Below are 19,817 nucleotides of genomic sequence, written 5' to 3'. Positions count from 1 at the left end.
GGGGAAGGGATGAGTACGCAAAGCACGAACGTCCGCTGGCAGTTGTGGATTGTCGCCATCGGCTTTTTTATGCAGACGCTGGACACCACCATCGTGAATACGGCTATTCCGGCGATGGCGCACGATCTGGGCGTCAGCCCGCTGCACATGCATGCGGTGATCGTCTATTACGTCCTCACCGTGGCGGTGATGCTGCCGGTCAGCGGCTGGCTGGCGGATCGCTTTGGCGTGCGCAACATCTTCTTCAGCGCGATCCTGCTGTTCAGTCTGGGATCGCTGCTGTGTGCCCTCTCCGGCACGCTGGATCAGCTGGTGCTGGCGCGGGTGGTTCAGGGGATTGGTGGTGCCATGATGGTGCCGGTGGGGCGACTGACGGTGATGAAAATAGTTCCACGTGAGCAGTATATGTCCGCCATGACCTTTGTCACCCTGCCCGGCCAGATTGGCCCGCTGCTGGGCCCGGCGCTGGGCGGGGTGCTGGTCGAATACGCCAGCTGGCACTGGATCTTCCTGATCAATATCCCGGTCGGCATCGCCGGCGCGATTGCCACCCTGATGCTGATGCCCAACTACAGCATGCAGACCCGCCGCTTCGATTTTGCCGGTTTTTTTCTGCTGGCCGCCGGTATGGCAACCCTGACGCTGGCGCTGGACGGTCAGCGCAGCAGCGGCGGCTCCGCCCTGCTGCTGGGTGCGATGATCCTCGCGGGCCTGTTCTCGCTGCTGTTCTACCTGATGCACGCGCGCGGCAATGATAACGCGCTGTTCAGCCTGAAGCTGTTTGATAACCGCCTCTACGCTATCGGCCTGCTGGGCAGTTTTACCGGCCGTATCGGCAGCGGCATGCTGCCCTTTATGACGCCCATCTTCCTGCAGCTCGGCATGGGCTACAGCCCGTTCCACGCCGGTCTGATGATGATCCCGATGGTGCTGGGCAACATGGGGATGAAGCGTATTGTGGTGCGCATCGTTAATCGCTATGGCTACCGCAACGTGCTGGTGATGTCGACCGTGGCGCTGGCGCTGGTGGTGCTGCTGTTTCCGCTGGTGGCGATCCTGGGCTGGGTCTGGCTGCTACCGCTGGTGCTGTTTCTGCAGGGCATGGTCAACGCCATTCGCTTCTCCTCGATGAACACGCTGACGCTGAAAGAGCTGCCGGACACGCTGGCGTCGAGCGGAAACAGCCTGCTGTCGATGATTATGCAGCTGTCGATGAGTATTGGCGTCACCGTTGCCGGGCTGCTGCTGGGCGCCTTTGCTCAGGAGGGCGCAGCCAACAGCGCAGCAGAACATCAGATGTTTATTTACACCTACCTGTGCATGTCACTGATTATTATCCTGCCCGCGCTGATCTTCTGGCGCGTTCCGCCGCAGGTGAGCAGCAACGTCGATTTGCGACGCCGGAGAAAACAATGAGAGTTAACCTGCGCCTGGGTATCGGGGCCAAACTGTTTATGGCGATTTTCGCCACCTGCATGCTGGTACTGATTACCATGCACTGGGGAGTCCGCCTCAGCTTTGAGCATGGCTTTGTCGACTATATCAAGCGCGGCAATCAGCAGCGCCTGAGCCTGCTCGGCGATGCGCTGGCCGATCAGTATGAGCAGCACGGCAACTGGGATTTCCTGCGCCACAACGACCGCCTGGTGTTCACCATGCTGCGTTCGCTGGAGCAGAATCCGGGTAATAGTCAGCTGCCGCCGCATGGCTGGCGCACCCAGTTCTGGATCCTCGACCAGCAGTACAGGGTGCTGGTCGGGCCGCCCACGCCGGTGCCGCCCGAGGGCACGCGACGCAATATCACCACCAGCAACGGTAAGGTGGTCGGCTGGGTTATCGGCTCACCGCCGGAGCGGCTGACGCGCAGCACCGACATTAACTTCGATCAGCAGCAGCGCCGCACCAGCTGGATTATCGTTGGCCTCTCGACGCTGCTGGCGGCGCTGGCCACCTGGCTGATGGCGCGCGGGCTGCTGGCCCCGGTCAAACGGCTGGTCGACGGCACCCATCATCTGGCCGCGGGCAACTTTGCCACCCGCGTCGAAGTCAGCAGCCGGGACGAGCTGGGCCAGCTGGCCGGTGACTTTAACCTTCTCGCCAGCTCGCTGGAGAAAAACGAAAGCATGCGCCGCGCCTTTATGGCGGATATCTCCCATGAGTTACGCACGCCGCTGGCCATTCTGCGCGGTGAACTGGAAGCGATGCAGGATGGCGTGCGCAAACTGACGCCGGAAGCGATCGCTTCGCTGCAGAGTGAAGTGGTGGTGCTGACCAAGCTGGTGGATGACCTGCATCAGCTGTCGCTGTCGGATGAGGGCGCCCTGGCCTACCGCAAACAGGCGACTGACCTGGTGCAGCTGCTGGAAGTCACGGCGGGCAGCTTTGCCGAACGCTACCGCGCGCATGGCCTGACGTTAAAGCTGAACCTGCCCGATGATGCCCCCTTCTTCGGCGATCCCGATCGCCTGATGCAGCTCTTCACCAACCTGCTGGAGAACAGCCTGCGCTACACCGACAGCGGAGGCCGGGTTGAGGTGACCCTGAAGTATCAGGCTCCGCACTGGCGGGTAGAGTTTGATGACAGCGCGCCGGGCGTGGATCGGGAACATCAGGCGCAGATTTTTGAACGCTTCTTCCGCACCGAAGGCTCCCGTAATCGGGCCAGCGGCGGATCGGGACTCGGCCTCGCCATCTGTAAGAACATTGCAGACGCGCACGGCGGCGATATCTCTGCGTCGCACTCTGATTTAGGTGGACTGAAAATCGCGCTACACTTGCGCTATGTTCCCCTTGCGTAGACGCTTATGAGCCTGGAAAACCACGACCCGCTGATTCTGGTGGTCGAAGATGAGCCCAAACTGGCGCAGCTGATGATCGACTATCTGCACGCCTCCAATTACCGCACCCATCACATCGCCGACGGCAACGGCGTGCTGGATTATGTGCGCCAGACCCCACCCGATCTGATGCTGCTGGACCTGATGCTGCCCGGCACCGACGGTTTAACGCTGTGCCGGGAAATCCGCCGTCATTCGGAACTGCCGATTATTATGGTCACCGCCCGCACCGAGGAGATCGATCGGCTGCTGGGGCTGGAGCTGGGTGCCGATGACTATATCTGCAAACCCTTCAGCCCGCGGGAAGTTGTCGCCCGGGTTAAGACCATTCTGCGCCGGGTAAAACGTTCGGCGGAAGAGCCGCAGAGCAGTTCGCTGCTCAGAGTCGATGAGAGCCGCTTTTCGGCCAGCTGGCGTGATAAGCCGCTCGATTTAACCCCGGCCGAGTTTCGTCTGCTGAAAACCCTGTCGCTGGAACCGGGTAAGGTCTTTTCGCGCGAGCAACTGCTCAACCATCTCTATGATGATTACCGCGTGGTAACCGATCGCACCATCGACAGCCATATCAAGAATCTGCGGCGCAAGCTGGAGAATCTCGACAGCGAGCAACCCTTTATCCGTGCCGTCTACGGCATGGGCTATCGCTGGGAAGCGGATGCCTGTCATTTGATCTAGTTTGATCCCGATCAATTTACTTCCCTTTTCTCACTGCCTACAATTCCGCACCTTTGGCAGGGCTTCACGGCCCTGCCGCTGCCGCCTCTGGCGGCATACTGACCTGACATCAGTGAGAATCCCATGAAACCTGAACTGCTCTCCCCCGCCGGGACGCTGAAAAACATGCGTTACGCCTTCGCCTATGGTGCCGATGCCGTCTATGCCGGTCAGCCGCGCTACAGCCTGCGGGTGCGTAATAATGAATTTACCCACGAAAATCTCGCGCTGGGCATCAACGAAGCGCACGCGCTGGGCAAAAAATTCTACGTGGTGGTCAACATCGCGCCGCACAACGCCAAGCTGAAAACCTTTATTCGTGACTTAACGCCGGTGGTGGCGATGCAGCCTGATGCGCTGATTATGTCCGATCCGGGTCTGATTATGCTGGTGCGTGAGGCCTTCCCGGCGATGCCGATCCACCTCTCGGTGCAGGCCAATGCGGTCAACTGGGCCACGGTGAAGTTCTGGCAGCAGATGGGGCTGAGCCGGGTGATTCTGTCGCGCGAGCTGTCGCTGGAGGAGATCGCCGAAATCCGTCAGCAGGTGCCGGAGATGGAGCTGGAAGTCTTTGTTCATGGTGCGCTCTGTATGGCCTATTCCGGCCGCTGCCTGCTCTCCGGCTATATGAACAAACGCGATCCGAACCAGGGCACCTGCACCAACGCCTGCCGCTGGGAATACAAAGTGGCGGAAGGCCAGCAGGATGAGGTGGGCAACATTGTCGGCATCCACCAGCCGGTGACGGTGCAGGAGGTGATGCCAGCGCTGGGCATCGGTCAGCCGACCGACAAGGTGTTCCTGCTGGAAGAGAAGATGAAACCTGGCGAAGTGATGAGCGCGTTCGAAGATGAGCATGGCACCTATATCATGAACTCGCGGGATCTGCGTGCGGTGGCACATGTGGAGCGGCTCAGCGAGATGGGCGTCCATTCGCTGAAGATTGAGGGACGCACCAAGTCCTACTACTACTGCGCACGCACCGCCCAGGTGTATCGCCGCGCGATTGACGATGCCGCCGCGGGAAAACCCTTTGATGCGTCACTGCTGCTCACCCTGGAGGGTCTGGCACATCGCGGCTATACCGAAGGCTTTCTGCGTCGTCACACTCACGACAGCTACCAGAACTATGAGCAGGGCTTTTCCGTCTCCGATCGTCAGCAGTTTGTGGGCGAGTTTACTGGCGAACGCCGGGGCGAATGGGCCGAAGTGGCGGTAAAAAATAAGTTCATGCTGCACGACAGCGTGGAGATCATGACGCCCGACGGCAACCTGCAGTGCCAGCTCGATGCGCTGCAGGACAGCCGTGGCGAACCGACCGACGTAGCACCGGGCGACGGTCATCGCGTCTGGCTGCGGGTGCCTGAGGCGGTGGATCTGCCCTTTGCGCTGCTGCTGCGTAACTTCGATCACGGCGAAGATACCCGGGCGCCTCATAATCGTTTACCAACGGAAACAAATTGATGAAATCAGAACAGGATCACAGACCCCTGCGCCGGGCTGCTTTATAGTCCCGCCTGCTGCTAACGAGTAACAACAAACGGCAGATTTACCAGGAACCACCTCATTTACCCGCCCGGCTCCCCCGTGCGGGTTTTCTTTTTTCATGCTTTCGCCAATAATCTGGTGCTGGAAGCTGTGTTATACCTTCCCCCTCCTACTCTGTAGATCATCAAGGAACGCACAATGGACAATAAACCGCTTACGCTGCTCATCCTGAATGGGAAAGGCGCCGGTAATGACGATCTGCGCGATGCTATCACGACCCTGCGGGAAGAAGGCTTTGAGATTGCGGTGCGCGTCACCTTTGAGAAAGGCGACGGCGATCGCTATGTCAAAGAGGCGATTACGCTGCGGGCTGCTACCGTCGTTGCCGGTGGCGGCGATGGCACCATCAACGAAGTTGCGACGGCGCTGGCGGCTTCGGAAGCGGAACATCGCCCGGTGCTGGGCATTCTGCCGCTGGGCACCGCCAACGACTTTGCCACCAGCGTCGGTATCCCGGAAGAGATGGAGCCGGCACTGCGGCTGGCGATTCAGGGCAAAGCGAGTGCCATCGATCTGGCACGGGTCAACCAGAGTCACTACTTCATTAACATGGCGACTGGCGGCTTCGGTACCCGGATCACCACAGAAACCCCGGAAAAGCTGAAATCGGCGCTGGGGGGTGTCTCCTACTTTATTCACGGCCTGATGCGCATGGACACGCTGAAACCCGACACCTGTGAGATCAGCGGTCCCGATTTTGCCTGGCAGGGTGATGCGCTGGTGATCGGCATCGGAAACGGGCGTCAGGCAGGCGGCGGACAGCGACTGTGTCCCTCTGCCCTGATTGACGATGGGCGGCTTGATGTCAGCATCGTCACCGCGCAGGAGCTGCTGCCGACCCTGTTCCATTCCCTGACCGGCGATGATGACAATCCCGGCATCGTCACCACGCAGCTGGAATCACTGACGATCCGCTCGCCTCATGAGATGACCTTTAACCTGGATGGTGAACCGCTCTCCGGACGCGAATTTGTGATTGAGGTAATGGCAGGCGCGCTGAGCTGCCGTCTGCCTCCGCAGTGTGCCTTACTCTCCTGATGCTGAGGGGGCAGCGCCCCCTTTTTGTTTCTCCCTCCCCTCCTGATGTTACCTTTATTAACATACACCCCTGTTTTCTCACGCTTTTTCTGGCGATAAAAACAGCATGTGACTGGCTTCACAACTCTGTCCTTTTAACTTGTATGGTAGTATTAATACGCGTACGTTTTCATCATCGAAGGCTGACTCAAGGCAAACAGGATGAAGATTGTAAAAGCAGAAGTATTTGTAACCTGCGCAGGCAGAAACTTTGTCACCGTCAAAATCACCACCGATCAGGGTCTGACCGGCATTGGTGATGCGACCCTTAATGGCCGGGAACTGCCGGTCGCCTCCTACCTGAAAGATCATGTCTGCCCGCAGCTGATCGGCCGCGATGCGCATCAGATCGAAGATATCTGGCAATACTTCTACAAAGGGGCCTACTGGCGTCGTGGCCCGGTCACCATGTCTGCGATCTCGGCGGTCGATATGGCGCTGTGGGATATCAAAGGCAAAGCGGCCAGCATGCCGGTTTATCAGCTGCTGGGCGGCGCCTCCCGCACGGGCGTGATGGTCTATTGCCACACCACCGGTCACTCCATCGATGAAGTGATGGATGATTACGCGAAGCACAAAGAGCTGGGCTTTAAGGCGATTCGCGCCCAATGCGGCGTGCCGGGCATGAAGACCACCTACGGCATGGCGAAAGGGAAAGGACTGGCCTATGAACCGGCGACCAAAGGTAACTGGCCGGAAGAGCAGCTCTGGTCAACGGAAAAATACCTCGATTTCACCCCGAAACTGTTCGCCGCGATCCGCGATAAGTTCGGTTTCGATGAGCATCTGCTGCATGACATGCATCATCGTCTGACGCCGATTGAAGCGGCGCGCTTTGGCAAAAGCGTGGAAGATTATCGTCTGTTCTGGATGGAAGATCCGACGCCGGCTGAGAATCAGGAATGCTTCCGCCTGATTCGCCAGCACACCGTCACACCGATTGCGGTGGGCGAAGTGTTCAACAGCATCTGGGATTGTAAGCAGCTGATTGAAGAGCAGCTGATCGACTATATCCGCACGACCATTACCCACGCGGGCGGCATTACCGGCATGCGACGCATCGCTGATTTTGCGTCGCTCTATCAGGTGCGCACCGGCTCACACGGCCCCTCTGACCTCTCCCCAATCTGCATGGCCGCGGCGCTGCACTTCGACCTCTGGGTACCCAATTTCGGCGTGCAGGAGTATATGGGCTTCTCTGAGCAGATGATGGAGCTGTTTGACGCCAGCTGGACCTTTGACCAGGGCTATATGCATCCTGGCGACAAGCCGGGCCTCGGCATCGACTTCAACGAAAAACTGGCGGCGAAATATCCCTATGAACCCGCCTATTTGCCGGTCGCCCGTCTTGAAGATGGCACCCTCTGGAACTGGTAAGGAGACCGTTATGAAAAGCGTTGTAATTGAAGAACCGGGCAGGCTGGTCGTCGCTGAACGTCCCCTGCCACAGCCTGCGCCAGGGGAAGTCCGGGTGAAGGTGGCCTATGCCAGCATCTGCGGCTCTGATGTGCATATCTGGCACGGCCATAATCCCTTTGCGAAATACCCGCGGGTGATTGGTCACGAATTTTTCGGCGTGATCGATGCGGTCGGTGACGGTGTTGATACTGGCCGACTGGGTGAACGCGTTGCCGTCGATCCGGTGGTGAGCTGCGGCAGCTGCTATCCCTGCTCGGTGGGCCGCCCCAACGTCTGCACCACGCTGCAGGTGACGGGCGTGCATCGTGACGGCGGTTTCAGTGAGTATGCGCTGACACCGGCAAACAATGCCTGGCGCCTGCCGGACACCATTCCCGACCAGCTCGCCAGTCTGGTCGAGCCGTTTACCATCGCGGCCAATATCACGGCCTTTCTCAGGCCGCAGCCGGACGACGTGGCACTGATTTATGGTGCTGGCCCGATGGGACTGACCGCGATTCAGGTGCTGAAAGGCGTCTATAAGGTGAAAAAAGTGATGGTGGTGGATCGGCTGCCGGAACGTCTGGCGCTGGCTGAACAGAGTGGTGCCGACCAGCTGTTCGACAACAGCGCGATCCCGCTGGCAGCGCAGCTGGAGGGCGTGCAGCCCACGCTGATTATTGATGCGGCCTGCCATCCCGCCATTCTGGCGGAAGCCGTCGCCCTCGCCTCACCGGCGGCGCGTATCGGCCTGCTCGGCTTCTCCGGTGAACCCTGCAGCCTGACCCAGCAGAGCCTGACCAGTAAAGAGCTGTCGCTGTTTACCTCACGTCTGAACAGCAACCGCTTTCCGCAGGTGATCGACTGGATAGAAAAAGGGTTAATCCAGCCAGAAAAACTGGTCACACACACTTTCCCCCTGCAGGAGATTGAGCGCGCGATGACCCTGTTCGAAAAAGATCCGCGCACCTGCTGCAAAGTGATCCTGCAGATGGGGTAATGCGTTGCTGAACACCAGGTGTCCTGAGCCAGCGTTCGCGCTGGCACACTTAAAAAGAGAAAACAGATCACGGAGTTTTTATGTTCAAGAATCTGCGCTGGACCCTCGTTTTACTGCTGTTTCTGGTTTACATGATCAATTACCTCGATCGTGTCGCGCTCTCCCTGACGGTTCCGCTGGTTGAAAAAGATCTGGCGATCAATGCAGAGCAGTTCGGCATGATTTTCGGCAGCTTTTTCTTTGGCTATGCCCTGTTCAACTTTGTCGGCGGCCTCGCCACCGACCGCTTTGGCCCTAAGATCGTGCTGGCCGTAGCGGTGGCCGCGTGGTCCATCTTCTGCGGTATGACCGCGCTGGCCACCGGCTTCTGGTCGCTGCTGATCCTGCGCGTGCTGTTCGGCATGGCAGAAGGCCCCATCTGCTCCTCGGCTAACAAAGCGATTAACGGCTGGTTCCCGAAAAAACAGGCCGCAACGGCCATGGGCTTACTGAGTGCCGGGTCGCCGCTGGGCGGTGCCGTCGCCGGTCCGATTATTGGCTATCTGGCCCTGGCTTACGGCTGGCGTCCGGCGTTTGTGATTGTCTGCTGCATCGGGCTGGTCTGGATGACATTCTGGCTCTTCTTCGCGGCGGATAATCCGGCGAAGAGCAAGCGCGTCACTGAAGAAGAGCGGCTGCTGATCGAACGCCTCAAGGCGACCAGTCCGAACGATGAGGTTGACCTGTCAGAAACGGCTCATCCGTTTGGTTACTACCTGCGCCAGCCGATTATCCTGGTCACGGCGTTTGCCTTCTTCTGCTACAACTACATCCTGTTCTTCTTCCTGAGCTGGTTCCCGGCCTATCTGGTGCAGGCACACGGCCTGGATATTAAATCGATGAGTATCACCACCATGATCCCGTGGATCGTCGGTTTCGTCGGCCTGGCGCTGGGCGGCTGGATCTCCGATAAAATCTTTAACATCACCGGCAAGCTGTTGTTGTCACGCAAAATTGTGCTGGTGGTCTCACTGCTGGCCGCGGCAATTTGCGTGGCGCTGGCGGGTACGATAAAAGAGGTCGTGCCTGCCGTGATTATGATGTCGGTATCGATTTTCTTTCTCTACATCACCGGCGCGATCTACTGGGCCATCATTCAGGATGTGGTACATAAGAGTCGCATCGGCAGCATCAGCGGCTTCATCCATCTGACAGGCAGCCTCTCCGGCATCATCGGGCCGATTGTCACCGGCTTTATTGTTCAGCACACCGGCAAATTCGACAGCGCCTTCGTGCTGGCCGGTTGTGTCGCCGCGCTGGGCGCCTTCCTGGTCTTGTTTGTGATTCGCAGTCCGAAAACCCAGGACAAACCGGTTTCGGTCTGAGTGTTGTTCCGCTAACAGAACGCTGACTGGGGCGCTGAGCGCCCCGCTTTTCAAAAGGACGGATTATGTTACAGATTGATCGCCTGCCTGCTGAGGTTAAACGCCCCTCCTACGACCGTAGCAAACTGAAGACCCGCATGGTACACATCGGTTTTGGTGCCTTTCACCGCGCACATCAGGCGATGTGCAGCGACAGGCTGGCCGAAGAACAGGGCAGCGACTGGGGCTACTGTGAGGTCAATCTCATGAACAGCACCGGACTGATTACGGCGCTGCGCCAGCAGGACCTGCTCTACACCCTCACTGAGCTGGCGGATGGTTCTCAGCAGACCCGGGTGATCGGCGTCATCACCAGCGCCCTGAAAGGCGACAAAGACGGTATCGAAGCCGTGATCAACGCCATGAGCCAGCCGGATATCGCCATCGTCTCCATGACCGTGACCGAAAAGGGTTACTGCCATCTGCCGGCCAGCGGCAATTTAAACAGCGATCATCCTGATATCGTCCATGACCTGCAGCATCCGCAAGCCCCCCGCACGGTGCCCGGTGTCATTCTGGCGGCGATCCGCCGTCGCCGCGAGCAGGGATTACCGCCCTTCACCGTGATGTCCTGCGACAACATGCCGGAGAATGGGCATGTGACCCGCAATGTAGTGACCCAGCTGGCGGAGCGGCAGGATCCTGCGCTGGCAGAGTACATTCAGCAGCACATCACCTTCCCCTCCACCATGGTGGACCGCATCGTTCCGGCCATGACTGACACCGCACTGGCCGCGCTGCACAAGCGTCTGGGATGTGAAGATCCGGTCGCAATTGAAGCAGAACCCTTCTTTCAGTGGGTGATTGAAGATAACTTCGTTAATGGCCGACCGGCGTGGGAAAAAGCGGGAGCCGAGCTGGTCAGTGATGTACTGCCCTATGAAGAGATGAAACTGCGCATGCTGAATGGCAGTCACTCTTTCCTGGCCTACCTCGGCTTTCTGGCGGGGTATGAGTACATCAGCGACTGTGTGGCCGATCCCCATTTCCGCGCCGCCGCCCGTTCACTGATGATTGATGAACAGGCCCCGACGCTGCGCACCCAGGGCGTGGATCTGAATGCCTATGCCGATTCGCTGATCGCCCGCTATGAAAACCGTGCGATTAAACATCGCACAGGGCAGATCGCCACTGACGGCACACAAAAACTGCCGCAGCGCCTGCTCGACAGTCTGCGCTGGCACCTGCAGCGTGGCAGCCGCTGCGACCTGCTGCTGCTTGGCGTCGCGGGCTGGATGCGCTATGTGGGCGGCGTTGATGAACAGGGCCAGCCGATTGAGATCCGTGACCCGATGCAGAAAAAACTGGCGGAGTGCGTTGCCGCCAGCGAAGAGGGTGAAGCGCGCGTGCGGGCGCTGCTCGCCCTCCGCGAAGTGTTTGGCGATGATTTGCTGCAGAACGACGACGTGGTCGCCCGACTGACGGCCTGGTATCAGCAACTGACCAGCCAGGGCGCGCGTGCCACAGTGCATCAGTGCCTGAATCGCGGCTGAAGGCGGGACAATAAAGCGCTGGCGCAGACGCAGCGTGCTGATTAGACTGACACTTTGCCAACGCGCTGGCCTCTGCCAGCCGTAATAGGGATATTGCTGCATGTCGAGCGCCTATACCATAACCACCAGCGAACCGGTCAATCAGCAGATTTACCGTTATCTGCGCAAAGATATTGTCACCTGCGCGATTCAGCCAGGTTCGCTGCTCTCTGAAAAAGAGGTCTCCGCACGCTTCAGCGTCTCACGTCAGCCGGTGCGCGAAGCGTTTATCAAGCTGGCGGAAGCCGGACTGGTACAGGTATTGCCGCAGCGCGGCACGTTCGTGCGTAAAATCTCTGCTAAGCGGGTCGCGGATGGCCGCTTTATCCGTGAGGCGGTGGAAGTGTCGGTGGTTCGTCGTGCCGCGCTGGAGATTAGTGATTCGGCGCTGATGACGCTGGAGCACAATCTGCAACTGCAGCGGATGGCGGCGGAGCGGCATGACAGCCAGGCGTTCCTCACGCTTGACGATGAGTTTCATCGTCTGATCGCGGAAAGCATTGACTGCAAGCTGGCCTGGGAAACGGTCGAGAATATCAAAGCGACGATGGATCGGGTGCGCTTCCTGACGCTGAGTGAAGTCTCACCGCCGGAAAAGGTCATTGAGCAGCATGAAGAGATTTATGCCGCGCTGAAACAGCACGATGCCGATGCCGCCGAAGCGGCCATGCGTCATCACCTGCAGGAGATGATCTTCTCCATCACCCCGATTGCTGAGCGGAACAGCGCCTGGTTTGAAGCCCCCTGAATCCCTCCCGCGGGGTGCCCGCCTCGCCTGATTATCCGGGCGAGACGGGCAGTCTCTCTTACCACCATTGATGAAAATGGTGAACCGGCCCGATGCCCTTGCCGACCTCCAGCGAATCCGCCTGCATCAGCGCCTGCTGCAGCCAGTTTTTCGCTTCCTCAATCGTCGTCTCCCATCTGCCATGACGCGGACGCAATGCGGCCAGTGCTGCCGACAGCGTGCAGCCGGTGCCATGCGTATGACGGGTCTTCACGCGCGGTGTGCTGAACCGCTGCTCTGCCGATGGCGTAATCAGCCAGTCAGGACTCTCCGCCGCCGTAAGATGCCCTCCTTTCATCAGCACGGCCTGACAGCCCAGCGCCAGCAACGCCCGCCCCTGTTCGCGCATCTCCGTCTCATCGGTGGCAATGGTGCAACCCAGCAGGGCCGCCGCCTCTGGCAGGTTCGGAGTGATCAGCGAAACCTGCGGCAGCAACCGCTCACGAACGCTGGCGACGGCGTCCGGTGAGAGCAGCGCATCACCACTTTTCGCCACCATCACGGTATCCAGCACCACAAAAGGGATCGCCGCCTGCTTCAGCCGCGCCGCCACCTGCTCCACGATAGCCGTTTCTGACAGCATGCCGATTTTCGCGCTGTCGATACGCACGTCATTCAGCACAGAATCGAGCTGGGCGGCGACAAAGTCCGGTTCGATGCGATAAACAGCCTGCACGCCCTGCGTATTTTGTGCCACCAGCGCAGTAATGACGCTGGTGCCGTAAGCGCCCAGCGCCGAGAACGTTTTCAGATCGGCCTGGATCCCTGCGCCACCGCTGGGATCGGTGCCGGCAATGGTCAGGGCATTAATGCGTTTCATGATCGCCCTCCAGGGTCCAGAGTGCATCCAGAAACGCCGTGGCAAAGCTGCCGGGCCCATTCGCCTGCCCCGCTGCCTTTTCACCGGCTGTCGCCATCACCTGACAGGCCGCAGCAATATTCAGCAGGCCATCGCCGGGCAGTGCGCTGAACCCGGCCACCACCGCCGAGAGCGCACAGCCGGTTCCCACAACCCGCGTCAGCATGGGAGAGCCGCCACGAATGGCAAAAGTGCGCTGACCATCGGTTGCGTAGTCCACTTCACCGGTGACGATGACCCGCGTGTTCCACTCTTTCGCCAGCTGCCGCGCCGCGTCGAGCGCCGCATCTGCCGGGTGAAGCGTATCCACGCCGCGTCCGCCACTGGCCTGCTGCGCCAGCGCCAGAATCTCTGACGCATTGCCGCGTATCACCGCCGGTTGCTGACTTAATAATTGCTGGCAGAAGTCGCTGCGCAGCGTCAGGGCACCGACAGCGACCGGATCGAGCGTCCAGGGCGTGCCCGCCTCCCGCGCCGCGCTAACCGCTGCCTGCATCGCCCGCTGACGCTCACGCGTCAGCGTCCCGACATTAATCAGCAGGGCATCCGCAAAGCCGCTGAACTGTGCCGATTCGTCAGCATCGATCACCATCGCGGGTGACGCATTGAGTGCCAGCAGGACGTTGGCGGTAAAGTTCTGCACCACGTCATTCGTCATGCAGTGCACCAGCGGTGACTGACGGCGAAAGGTGTGCAGAAGGTGCGCGAACTGCGCGGCAGAAAGGTGTTGAGATGGCTGTATCATCGTAGCTCCCAACCGGCGGACAAGAAGGCGAATGCGGTCAGGCATCAGACTTCCCTACGCTGGCATTATCCAGATCAGGTAATACGGGTATTTCTCAGCCTTCACAAAGAAGGGCACCCCGAGTCGAATTACGGTTTGCAGCATAGGCAAGCCGTCCTCTGAAAGCAAGTAACAGCCGCCAGCGGAATGACCGGAACGGAACCTTCCGCATGATCCCGATCAACGTTCCATGGTGCAAAAAAAGGCTTAATGCTGCGGGCCTCAGGGATACCTCTTAAGAGGTACTCCTGCTGTCAGGCCTGATGGGTCCTGGCCATCGCTCGGACTCTGACCATTTCATAATAATTAACCTGCGCGAAACACCGTTGTAAAAAACACTTTATTTCATGGAGTTATCGACTCCTGAAGCGGAACTTCATACTACTCAGGATGTATGATGCGATTGTCAGCGCTTATTCCTCACCGCCATCGATGGCAGGATGTTCAGATCGAACGTCAGGGTGCCATCGCCCCTAATGGCCGGCATTACCTTTCCACCTATATTTCAGCCCGTTGTGCGGGCTGCGGCGAAACCATCCATCGTGTTTATTACCGGGACATCAGCGACCAGCAGGCGCGTCGCTGGTTAGGCTGACAGCCCGCCCGACGGCCGGTTCCAAAGCAGGGAGGAGTTAACAGTTAGTTAGCGATTTGTTAGTCTGGTAACTATCCATGATTTACCCAGACGCCTCTTATGCCACTGCTGTTTGAAAGCCTGAGCCATCAGATTTACCTGTCAGCCCCGCTGTTTATCCTGATCCTGCTCGGATATGGGCTGACACGCTTCGGAAAATGGCCTGCCAGCATCAGCGAAGGCATGAACCGCTTTGTGTTTAACGTTGCGCTGCCCTGCATGCTGTTTCGGGTGATGAGTACCTTCTCGCAAAGCCCGCCGGTGGATGCTCGCCTGCTGCTGGCCTTTTTTGGCAGTTGCCTGCTGGTGTTTATCGTGGGACGCCTGCTGGCGACACGGCTGTTTCAGCTTGACGGCGTGGCCGCCTCGGTCTTTGCGCTGGGGGGGATCTTCTCCAACAACGTGATGCTGGGGATCCCGGTGGCTACCGTCCTGCTCGGGCCAGAAGCGCTGCCACCGGTGGCGCTGGTGCTGGTGTTTAACAGCCTCATCCTCTGGACCCTGCTGACCGTTTCGGTCGAGTGGGCAAAACAGGGCAGCTTTTCCCTGACAGGTCTCTGGCGCACCCTGATCGGCGTGCTGAAGAATCCGCTGATCGTCGGCATTCTCAGCGGCACGGCCTGGAGCTTCCTTCAGCACCCCTTGCCGCAGATCGTCGCTGAACCGCTGCGGATGCTGGCCTCGCTGGCAGCCCCCCTGTCGCTGGTCACGCTGGGCATGAGCCTGGCGCATTATCGGGTGCGGGATGGTTTAAAAGAGAGTTATACGATCTGCCTGCTGAAGCTGGTTCTGCAACCGATGACGGTATGGGCTATCGCGTGGCTGACCGGTCTACCCCCGCTGGAGAGTAAAGTGGTGGTGCTGCTGGGGTCGATGGCGGTCGGGGTTAACGTCTATCTGATGTCGCAGAAATTCAATGTCATTACCGGCCCGGCAGCGGCCAGTATGCTTTTCTCTACGGTGTTTGCGGCTGTGACGACGCCGGTATGGATGATGCTGATGACGCTGGCGGGCTATTAACAGGCGAATAAAAAAAGCCCCTCAGCACTGGGGCTGAAGGGCTTATTGCCTGGCTGATTAAACTTACTCAGCCGTTTTGGTACGGATCAGATAGTCAAAGGCACTCAGTGACGCTTTCGCACCTTCGCCGCTGGCAATGATGATCTGCTTGTACGGCACGGTGGTGCAGTCGCCTGCTGCGAAGACGCCTTTCAGGCTGGTTTCGCATTTCGCATCGATGATGATTTCGCCCATTTTGTTGCGCTCAACCGCGCCTTCCAGCCATGGGGTGTTCGGCAACAGACCGATCTGGACAAAGATACCGGAGAGCGGCAGCTCATGGGTGGTCTGCGTCGTACGGTCAATGTAGTGCAGGCCGGTCACTTTGCTGCCGTCGCCTTTCACTTCCGTGGTCTGCGCGTTCAGGATCACATCAACGTTCTTCAGGCTGCGCAGTTTATCCTGCAGCACGCGGTCAGCACGCATCTCACCAGCAAACTCCAGCAGCGTCACGTGTTCCACGATACCGGCCAGATCAATTGCCGCTTCGACGCCAGAGTTACCGCCGCCGATGACCGCGGTGCGCTTGCCTTTAAACAGCGGGCCATCACAGTGCGGGCAGTAGGTAACACCTTTGGTGCGATACTCTTCTTCACCCGGCACGCCCATGTTACGCCAGCGTGCGCCGGTCGCCAGGATGATGCTGCGTGATTTCAGTACGGCACCGGAGGCGGTTTCGATGGCGTGCAGTCCGCCCTCTTTCGCCGCCGGGATCAGTTTAATGGCGCTCTGGCTGTCGATGACATCCACATTGTAATCATCAACGTGTGCACGCAGTGAACCTGCCAGTTTTGCACCTTCGGTTTTAGGTACAGAGATATAGTTTTCGATATCGACCGTATCCAGCACCTGCCCGCCGAAACGCTCGCCCATCAGGCCGGTACGGATACCTTTACGCGCGGAGTAGATGGCTGCTGCTGCGCCCGCCGGGCCGCTGCCGATAATCAGAACTTCATACGCGTCACGCTTGTTCAGCTCTTCCGCTGCGCGTTTGTCCGCGTTGGTATCCACTTTGCTGACGATTTCCGCCAGGCTCATGCGACCCTGACCAAACTCTTTACCGTTAAGGTAAACCGCTGGCACGCCCATCACGTTGCGTTCCTGAATCTCATTCTGGAACAGGCCACCGTCGATTGCGGTGTGGCTGATGCGCGGGTTGATCACCGCCATCAGGTTCAGCGCCTGCACCACATCAGGACAGTTGTGGCAGGAGAGTGAATAGTAGGTCTCGAAATGGAGATCGCTGTCCAGCTCAGCAACCTGATCCAGCAGGCTCTGTGCTTCTTTAGACGGATGCCCACCGGTCTGTAACAGTGCCAGCACCAGTGAGGTAAATTCGTGGCCCAGAGGTGAACCGGCAAAACGCGGGCCGCTGTTCGAACCTGGGTTAGTGATCAGAAACGAGGGCTTACGCACCTGACGATCGTTCTCTTCGCGGAAGCTGACTTTGTCAGACAAACCGGCGATATCAACCAACAGTTCACGGATCTCGGTTGATTTTGCCCCCTCATCCAGGGTGGCGATCAACTCAACAGGTTTGGTTAATTTCTCAAGGTAAGCCTTGAGCTGCGTTTTCAAATTTGTGTCGAGCATAGTGATATCCTGGTCAAAAAATCGGGTGCCGTGGCACCCGATTGGAGAATGGTCGAAAGGCCGAAGCGGGATTAGATTTTGCCAACCAGGTCCAGAGATGGAGCCAGCGTTGCATCACCTTCTTTCCATTTCGCCGGGCAGACTTCACCTGGGTGAGAAGCAACGTACTGAGCCGCTTTCACTTTGCGCAGCAGGTCAGAGGCGTCACGGCCAATGCCTTCAGCGGTGATTTCGATAGCCTGGATAATACCTTCCGGGTCAACGATGAAAGTACCACGGTCAGCCAGACCTTCTGCTTCACGCATGATTTCGAAGTTGCGGGTCAGCGCGCCAGTCGGGTCGCCGATCATCGCATACTTGATCTTCGCGATGGTGTCAGAAGAACCGTGCCAGGCTTTGTGGGTAAAGTGGGTGTCGGTAGAAACAGAGTAGATATCTACGCCCAGTTTCTGGAACTCTTCGTAGTGATCAGCCACGTCACCCAGCTCGGTCGGGCAGACGAAGGTGAAGTCAGCAGGATAGAAGAAGAACACACTCCATTTACCTTCAACGTCTTTCTCGGTTACGTCGATGAATTCGCCGTTTTTGAATGCTGCGTTTTTGAACGGCTTGATTTTGGTATTGATAATAGACATCTGTGGCCTCCGTTAAAATATGTGATGCAGGTTACATAATTTTCGGGCCAACATCTAATATGCAGACGTTATCAATCTGATTAACGAAAGCTATCAAACGCTGAGAGCCTGATGCTCTCTGGCCCGCCGGGCAGTGTACAGCGATTTTCATGACATTAAACCCGCTTTGTCTTTCCCCCTCTCTTCCCGAATCGCTGCTAGTTTTGTAAGACCGGATAAAAAGGGAGCAGAGCTGTGGAGATACGTCCGTTTACTGAAGCCGATCGTCCTTTCCTGCGCACGCTGTTTCTGGCGGCGCGTCGGCATAACTGGCGCTGGCTGGATGGCAGCGAGTGGCAGCTTGAAGATTTTGATGGGGTGATCCTGGGGGAGACGGTGCTGGTCGCCGAGGCTGAGGGGCAGCGCGTCGGATTTGCCGGACTGCTGGAGAACGACAATTTTCTGCACAGTCTCTATGTCGATCCCGACTGGCAGGGGCGCGGCGCGGGCAGTGCCCTGCTGGAGGCGGTCCAGGCGCGCTTCACCTCAACCGGGGCGCTGAAGTGTCTGCAGATGAATAAAGCAGCCCAGGCGTTTTACCTGAAACATGGCTGGAAGATGATTTCGGAAGGCGAAGGGGAGCATGGCGGCTACGTGCTGATGCACTACCCGCTGGCGTCGGCCTATGCCAGCGGGTCGGGTCGGGCTTAGAGTGCGCGGAAGGCGATCTCGCCAGGGATCACCTCACCCTGCCAGTAAAGCTGGGCGGCGACGCGTCCGGCCAGCTGGCGATACAGCGCCGTAAAATCGCTGTCAGGCCGGCGAATCACCGTCGGTTCGCCTTCATCGAGATCTTCGCGCAGGTCGATGTGCAGCGGCAGCTGGGCCAGCAGCTGCGTCTGGTAATCTTCAACCAGCTTCTGCGCCCCGCCGGTGCCGAAAATCGGCTCATGGAAGCCGCACTGACTGCAGATATGCAGGCTCATATTTTCCACCACGCCCAGCACCGGAACATTGACCTTCTCAAACATCACCAGCCCTTTGCGGGCATCAATCAGGGCAATATCCTGCGGCGTGGTGACCACCAGCGCGCCGGTGACCGGCACGTTCTGCGCCAGCGTGAGCTGAATGTCGCCGGTACCCGGAGGCATATCCAGCACCAGATAATCCAGTTCCGGCCAGAGCGTCTCGTTCAGCAGCTGCATCAGCGCTTTACTGGCCATCGGGCCGCGCCACACCATCGCGTTATCATCGGTGACCAGATAGCCAATTGAGTTCGTCGCCAGCCCGTGCGCCATAATCGGGGCCATATGGGTGCCATCCGGCGAAGTCGGCCGCTGGTCCTGCGTGCCGAGCATGTTCGGCACTGACGGGCCATAGATGTCGGCGTCGAGGATCCCGACGCGCGCGCCTTCGGCGGCCAGTGCCAGCGCCATATTCACGGCAGTGCTCGATTTGCCGACGCCCCCTTTGCCGGAGCTGACCGCGATGATATTTTTCACACCGTTCACGCCCGGCTGATTTTTCACCCGCTTCAGGGTGGCAATATCATGACTGAGCCGCCAGTCGATCGCACGCGCGCCGGTCTGGCGCAGCAGTTCGGCGCTGACCTGCTCTTTCAGGGCGTCGAACCCGCTGGCCCAGGCAAAAGGCATCATCACTTCAATGTGCAGCGTACCGTCAAGCTGCGCCACATGATGCAGCGCCTTCAGCGCGGTCAGGTTCTGGTGCAGGGTCGGATGCTCAAAGCGTTTCAGTACGCCAGCCACAATGGCGCGCAGCCCTTCTGGCGTATGCGGTTCCCGGGATTGTGCTGTCATCCCTCACTCCTTATTTCTGCTCTGCTTACGCTGTTTTCAGCGAGGTAACCTCAATGATATCAGAAGCACATGGATTCGCGGCGACTGGCGGGATGAATCCCTTGTGTTTACGCAGGAGAAGCCTTCAGTTACCATCTAAGCCCGTTTTTTCAATCAAC

Annotated in this window: 18 protein-coding genes and 1 riboswitch; of the genes, 13 read left to right on the top strand and 5 right to left on the bottom strand. The window is 58.6% G+C overall.

Going from position 1 to position 19,817, the window contains the following annotated elements; all coding sequences use genetic code 11:
• Positions 1–9: 9 nt before the first annotated feature.
• The 10 genes from F3I47_RS08845 to F3I47_RS08795 all read left to right on the top strand — a co-directional run bounded on the left by F3I47_RS08845 (position 10) and on the right by F3I47_RS08795 (position 12,257).
• Positions 10–1,416, top strand: coding sequence for an MFS transporter (locus F3I47_RS08845; RefSeq protein WP_058956692.1), 1,407 nt, complete (start codon positions 10–12; stop codon positions 1,414–1,416).
• Entirely contained in the window at positions 1,413–2,798 is a 1,386-nt protein-coding gene (baeS, locus tag F3I47_RS08840) for a two-component system sensor histidine kinase BaeS (RefSeq protein ID WP_058956693.1), read from the top strand. Before F3I47_RS08845 ends, baeS begins: the two co-directional genes overlap by 4 nt.
• A 6-nt stretch (positions 2,799–2,804) precedes the next feature.
• Entirely contained in the window at positions 2,805–3,512 is a 708-nt protein-coding gene (gene baeR / locus F3I47_RS08835) for a two-component system response regulator BaeR (RefSeq protein ID WP_009089220.1), read from the top strand.
• Positions 3,513–3,635: 123 nt separating this feature from the next.
• On the top strand, positions 3,636–5,015 hold the full coding sequence (gene yegQ / locus F3I47_RS08830) for a tRNA 5-hydroxyuridine modification protein YegQ (protein ID WP_150028850.1): 1,380 nt from the start codon (positions 3,636–3,638) through the stop codon (positions 5,013–5,015).
• A gap of 222 nt (positions 5,016–5,237) precedes the next feature.
• Positions 5,238–6,137 (top strand): lipid kinase YegS, encoded by a 900-nt coding sequence (gene yegS, locus F3I47_RS08820; RefSeq protein WP_046102207.1) that lies wholly within the window; start codon positions 5,238–5,240, stop codon positions 6,135–6,137.
• A 201-nt stretch (positions 6,138–6,338) separates the two neighbouring features.
• A complete protein-coding gene (gene manD, locus F3I47_RS08815; RefSeq protein ID WP_150028851.1) occupies positions 6,339–7,553 on the top strand; it encodes a D-mannonate dehydratase ManD in 1,215 nt (404 codons plus the stop codon).
• A gap of 10 nt (positions 7,554–7,563) precedes the next feature.
• Entirely contained in the window at positions 7,564–8,574 is a 1,011-nt protein-coding gene (locus F3I47_RS08810; RefSeq protein ID WP_046102209.1) for a Zn-dependent oxidoreductase, read from the top strand.
• A gap of 80 nt (positions 8,575–8,654) precedes the next feature.
• Positions 8,655–9,938: an MFS transporter gene (locus tag F3I47_RS08805; RefSeq protein WP_058956697.1), complete on the top strand. Its 1,284-nt coding sequence runs from the start codon at positions 8,655–8,657 to the stop codon at positions 9,936–9,938.
• Positions 9,939–10,003: 65 nt separating this feature from the next.
• Positions 10,004–11,470, top strand: a complete 1,467-nt coding sequence (locus F3I47_RS08800; protein WP_140029044.1) for a mannitol dehydrogenase family protein — start codon at positions 10,004–10,006, stop codon at positions 11,468–11,470.
• Positions 11,471–11,570: 100 nt separating this feature from the next.
• Entirely contained in the window at positions 11,571–12,257 is a 687-nt protein-coding gene (locus tag F3I47_RS08795; protein ID WP_009089205.1) for a GntR family transcriptional regulator, read from the top strand.
• 58 nt (positions 12,258–12,315) lie between these two features.
• On the opposite strand, the gene thiD is transcribed toward F3I47_RS08795, so the two are convergent.
• Together thiD and thiM are read right to left on the bottom strand one after the other, a co-directional pair.
• On the bottom strand, positions 12,316–13,116 hold the full coding sequence (gene thiD, locus F3I47_RS08790) for a bifunctional hydroxymethylpyrimidine kinase/phosphomethylpyrimidine kinase (RefSeq protein ID WP_150028852.1): 801 nt from the start codon (positions 13,114–13,116) through the stop codon (positions 12,316–12,318).
• Positions 13,103–13,900, bottom strand: a complete 798-nt coding sequence (gene thiM / locus F3I47_RS08785; protein WP_150028853.1) for a hydroxyethylthiazole kinase — start codon at positions 13,898–13,900, stop codon at positions 13,103–13,105. The genes thiD and thiM overlap by 14 nt, the downstream gene beginning before the upstream one ends.
• A gap of 34 nt (positions 13,901–13,934) precedes the next feature.
• Positions 13,935–14,031: riboswitch (TPP riboswitch) on the bottom strand.
• Between the two features lie 305 nt (positions 14,032–14,336).
• Here thiM and F3I47_RS08780 point away from each other — a divergent pair.
• Positions 14,337–14,534, top strand: a complete 198-nt coding sequence (locus tag F3I47_RS08780; RefSeq protein WP_072052741.1) for a hypothetical protein — start codon at positions 14,337–14,339, stop codon at positions 14,532–14,534.
• 99 nt (positions 14,535–14,633) lie between these two features.
• On the top strand, positions 14,634–15,593 hold the full coding sequence (locus F3I47_RS08775; protein ID WP_150028854.1) for an AEC family transporter: 960 nt from the start codon (positions 14,634–14,636) through the stop codon (positions 15,591–15,593).
• A gap of 63 nt (positions 15,594–15,656) precedes the next feature.
• Here F3I47_RS08775 and ahpF read toward each other — a convergent pair whose 3' ends face one another.
• Positions 15,657–17,225, bottom strand: a complete 1,569-nt coding sequence (gene ahpF, locus F3I47_RS08770; RefSeq protein ID WP_009089198.1) for an alkyl hydroperoxide reductase subunit F — start codon at positions 17,223–17,225, stop codon at positions 15,657–15,659.
• 71 nt (positions 17,226–17,296) lie between these two features.
• Positions 17,297–17,860, bottom strand: a complete 564-nt coding sequence (gene ahpC / locus F3I47_RS08765; protein ID WP_150028855.1) for an alkyl hydroperoxide reductase subunit C — start codon at positions 17,858–17,860, stop codon at positions 17,297–17,299.
• A 234-nt stretch (positions 17,861–18,094) separates the two neighbouring features.
• On the opposite strand from ahpC, the gene F3I47_RS08760 reads away from it, so the two are divergent.
• A complete protein-coding gene (locus F3I47_RS08760; RefSeq protein ID WP_150028856.1) occupies positions 18,095–18,550 on the top strand; it encodes a GNAT family N-acetyltransferase in 456 nt (151 codons plus the stop codon).
• Here F3I47_RS08760 and apbC read toward each other — a convergent pair.
• Positions 18,547–19,659, bottom strand: coding sequence for an iron-sulfur cluster carrier protein ApbC (apbC, locus tag F3I47_RS08755; RefSeq protein WP_058956704.1), 1,113 nt, complete (start codon positions 19,657–19,659; stop codon positions 18,547–18,549). The two genes, F3I47_RS08760 and apbC, sit on opposite strands and share 4 nt — an antisense overlap.
• Positions 19,660–19,817 lie beyond the last annotated feature (158 nt).

The sequence above is a fragment of the Pantoea sp. M_10 genome (genome assembly GCF_008631515.1).
In the GTDB taxonomy this organism is placed as follows: domain Bacteria; phylum Pseudomonadota; class Gammaproteobacteria; order Enterobacterales; family Enterobacteriaceae; genus Pantoea; species Pantoea anthophila.
Note: the sequence above shows the minus strand (reverse complement) of the source record. Positions and strands in the feature narration are given on the sequence as shown.

Bases quoted from the DNA above. Each gene is read 5' to 3' on its own strand.
- thiM (WP_150028853.1), bottom strand. From the start codon at position 13,900: ATGATACAGCCATCTCAACACCTTTCTGCCGCGCAGTTCGCGCACCTT.
- baeS (WP_058956693.1), top strand. From the start codon at position 1,413: ATGAGAGTTAACCTGCGCCTGGGTATCGGGGCCAAACTGTTTATGGCG.
- baeR (WP_009089220.1), top strand. From the start codon at position 2,805: ATGAGCCTGGAAAACCACGACCCGCTGATTCTGGTGGTCGAAGATGAG.
- yegS (WP_046102207.1), top strand. From the start codon at position 5,238: ATGGACAATAAACCGCTTACGCTGCTCATCCTGAATGGGAAAGGCGCC.
- manD (WP_150028851.1), top strand. From the start codon at position 6,339: ATGAAGATTGTAAAAGCAGAAGTATTTGTAACCTGCGCAGGCAGAAAC.
- F3I47_RS08775 (WP_150028854.1), top strand. From the start codon at position 14,634: ATGCCACTGCTGTTTGAAAGCCTGAGCCATCAGATTTACCTGTCAGCC.
- F3I47_RS08845 (WP_058956692.1), top strand. From the start codon at position 10: ATGAGTACGCAAAGCACGAACGTCCGCTGGCAGTTGTGGATTGTCGCC.
- ahpC (WP_150028855.1), bottom strand. From the start codon at position 17,860: ATGTCTATTATCAATACCAAAATCAAGCCGTTCAAAAACGCAGCATTC.
- F3I47_RS08780 (WP_072052741.1), top strand. From the start codon at position 14,337: ATGCGATTGTCAGCGCTTATTCCTCACCGCCATCGATGGCAGGATGTT.
- yegQ (WP_150028850.1), top strand. From the start codon at position 3,636: ATGAAACCTGAACTGCTCTCCCCCGCCGGGACGCTGAAAAACATGCGT.
- apbC (WP_058956704.1), bottom strand. From the start codon at position 19,659: ATGACAGCACAATCCCGGGAACCGCATACGCCAGAAGGGCTGCGCGCC.
- ahpF (WP_009089198.1), bottom strand. From the start codon at position 17,225: ATGCTCGACACAAATTTGAAAACGCAGCTCAAGGCTTACCTTGAGAAA.
- F3I47_RS08795 (WP_009089205.1), top strand. From the start codon at position 11,571: ATGTCGAGCGCCTATACCATAACCACCAGCGAACCGGTCAATCAGCAG.
- F3I47_RS08810 (WP_046102209.1), top strand. From the start codon at position 7,564: ATGAAAAGCGTTGTAATTGAAGAACCGGGCAGGCTGGTCGTCGCTGAA.
- thiD (WP_150028852.1), bottom strand. From the start codon at position 13,116: ATGAAACGCATTAATGCCCTGACCATTGCCGGCACCGATCCCAGCGGT.
- F3I47_RS08800 (WP_140029044.1), top strand. From the start codon at position 10,004: ATGTTACAGATTGATCGCCTGCCTGCTGAGGTTAAACGCCCCTCCTAC.
- F3I47_RS08805 (WP_058956697.1), top strand. From the start codon at position 8,655: ATGTTCAAGAATCTGCGCTGGACCCTCGTTTTACTGCTGTTTCTGGTT.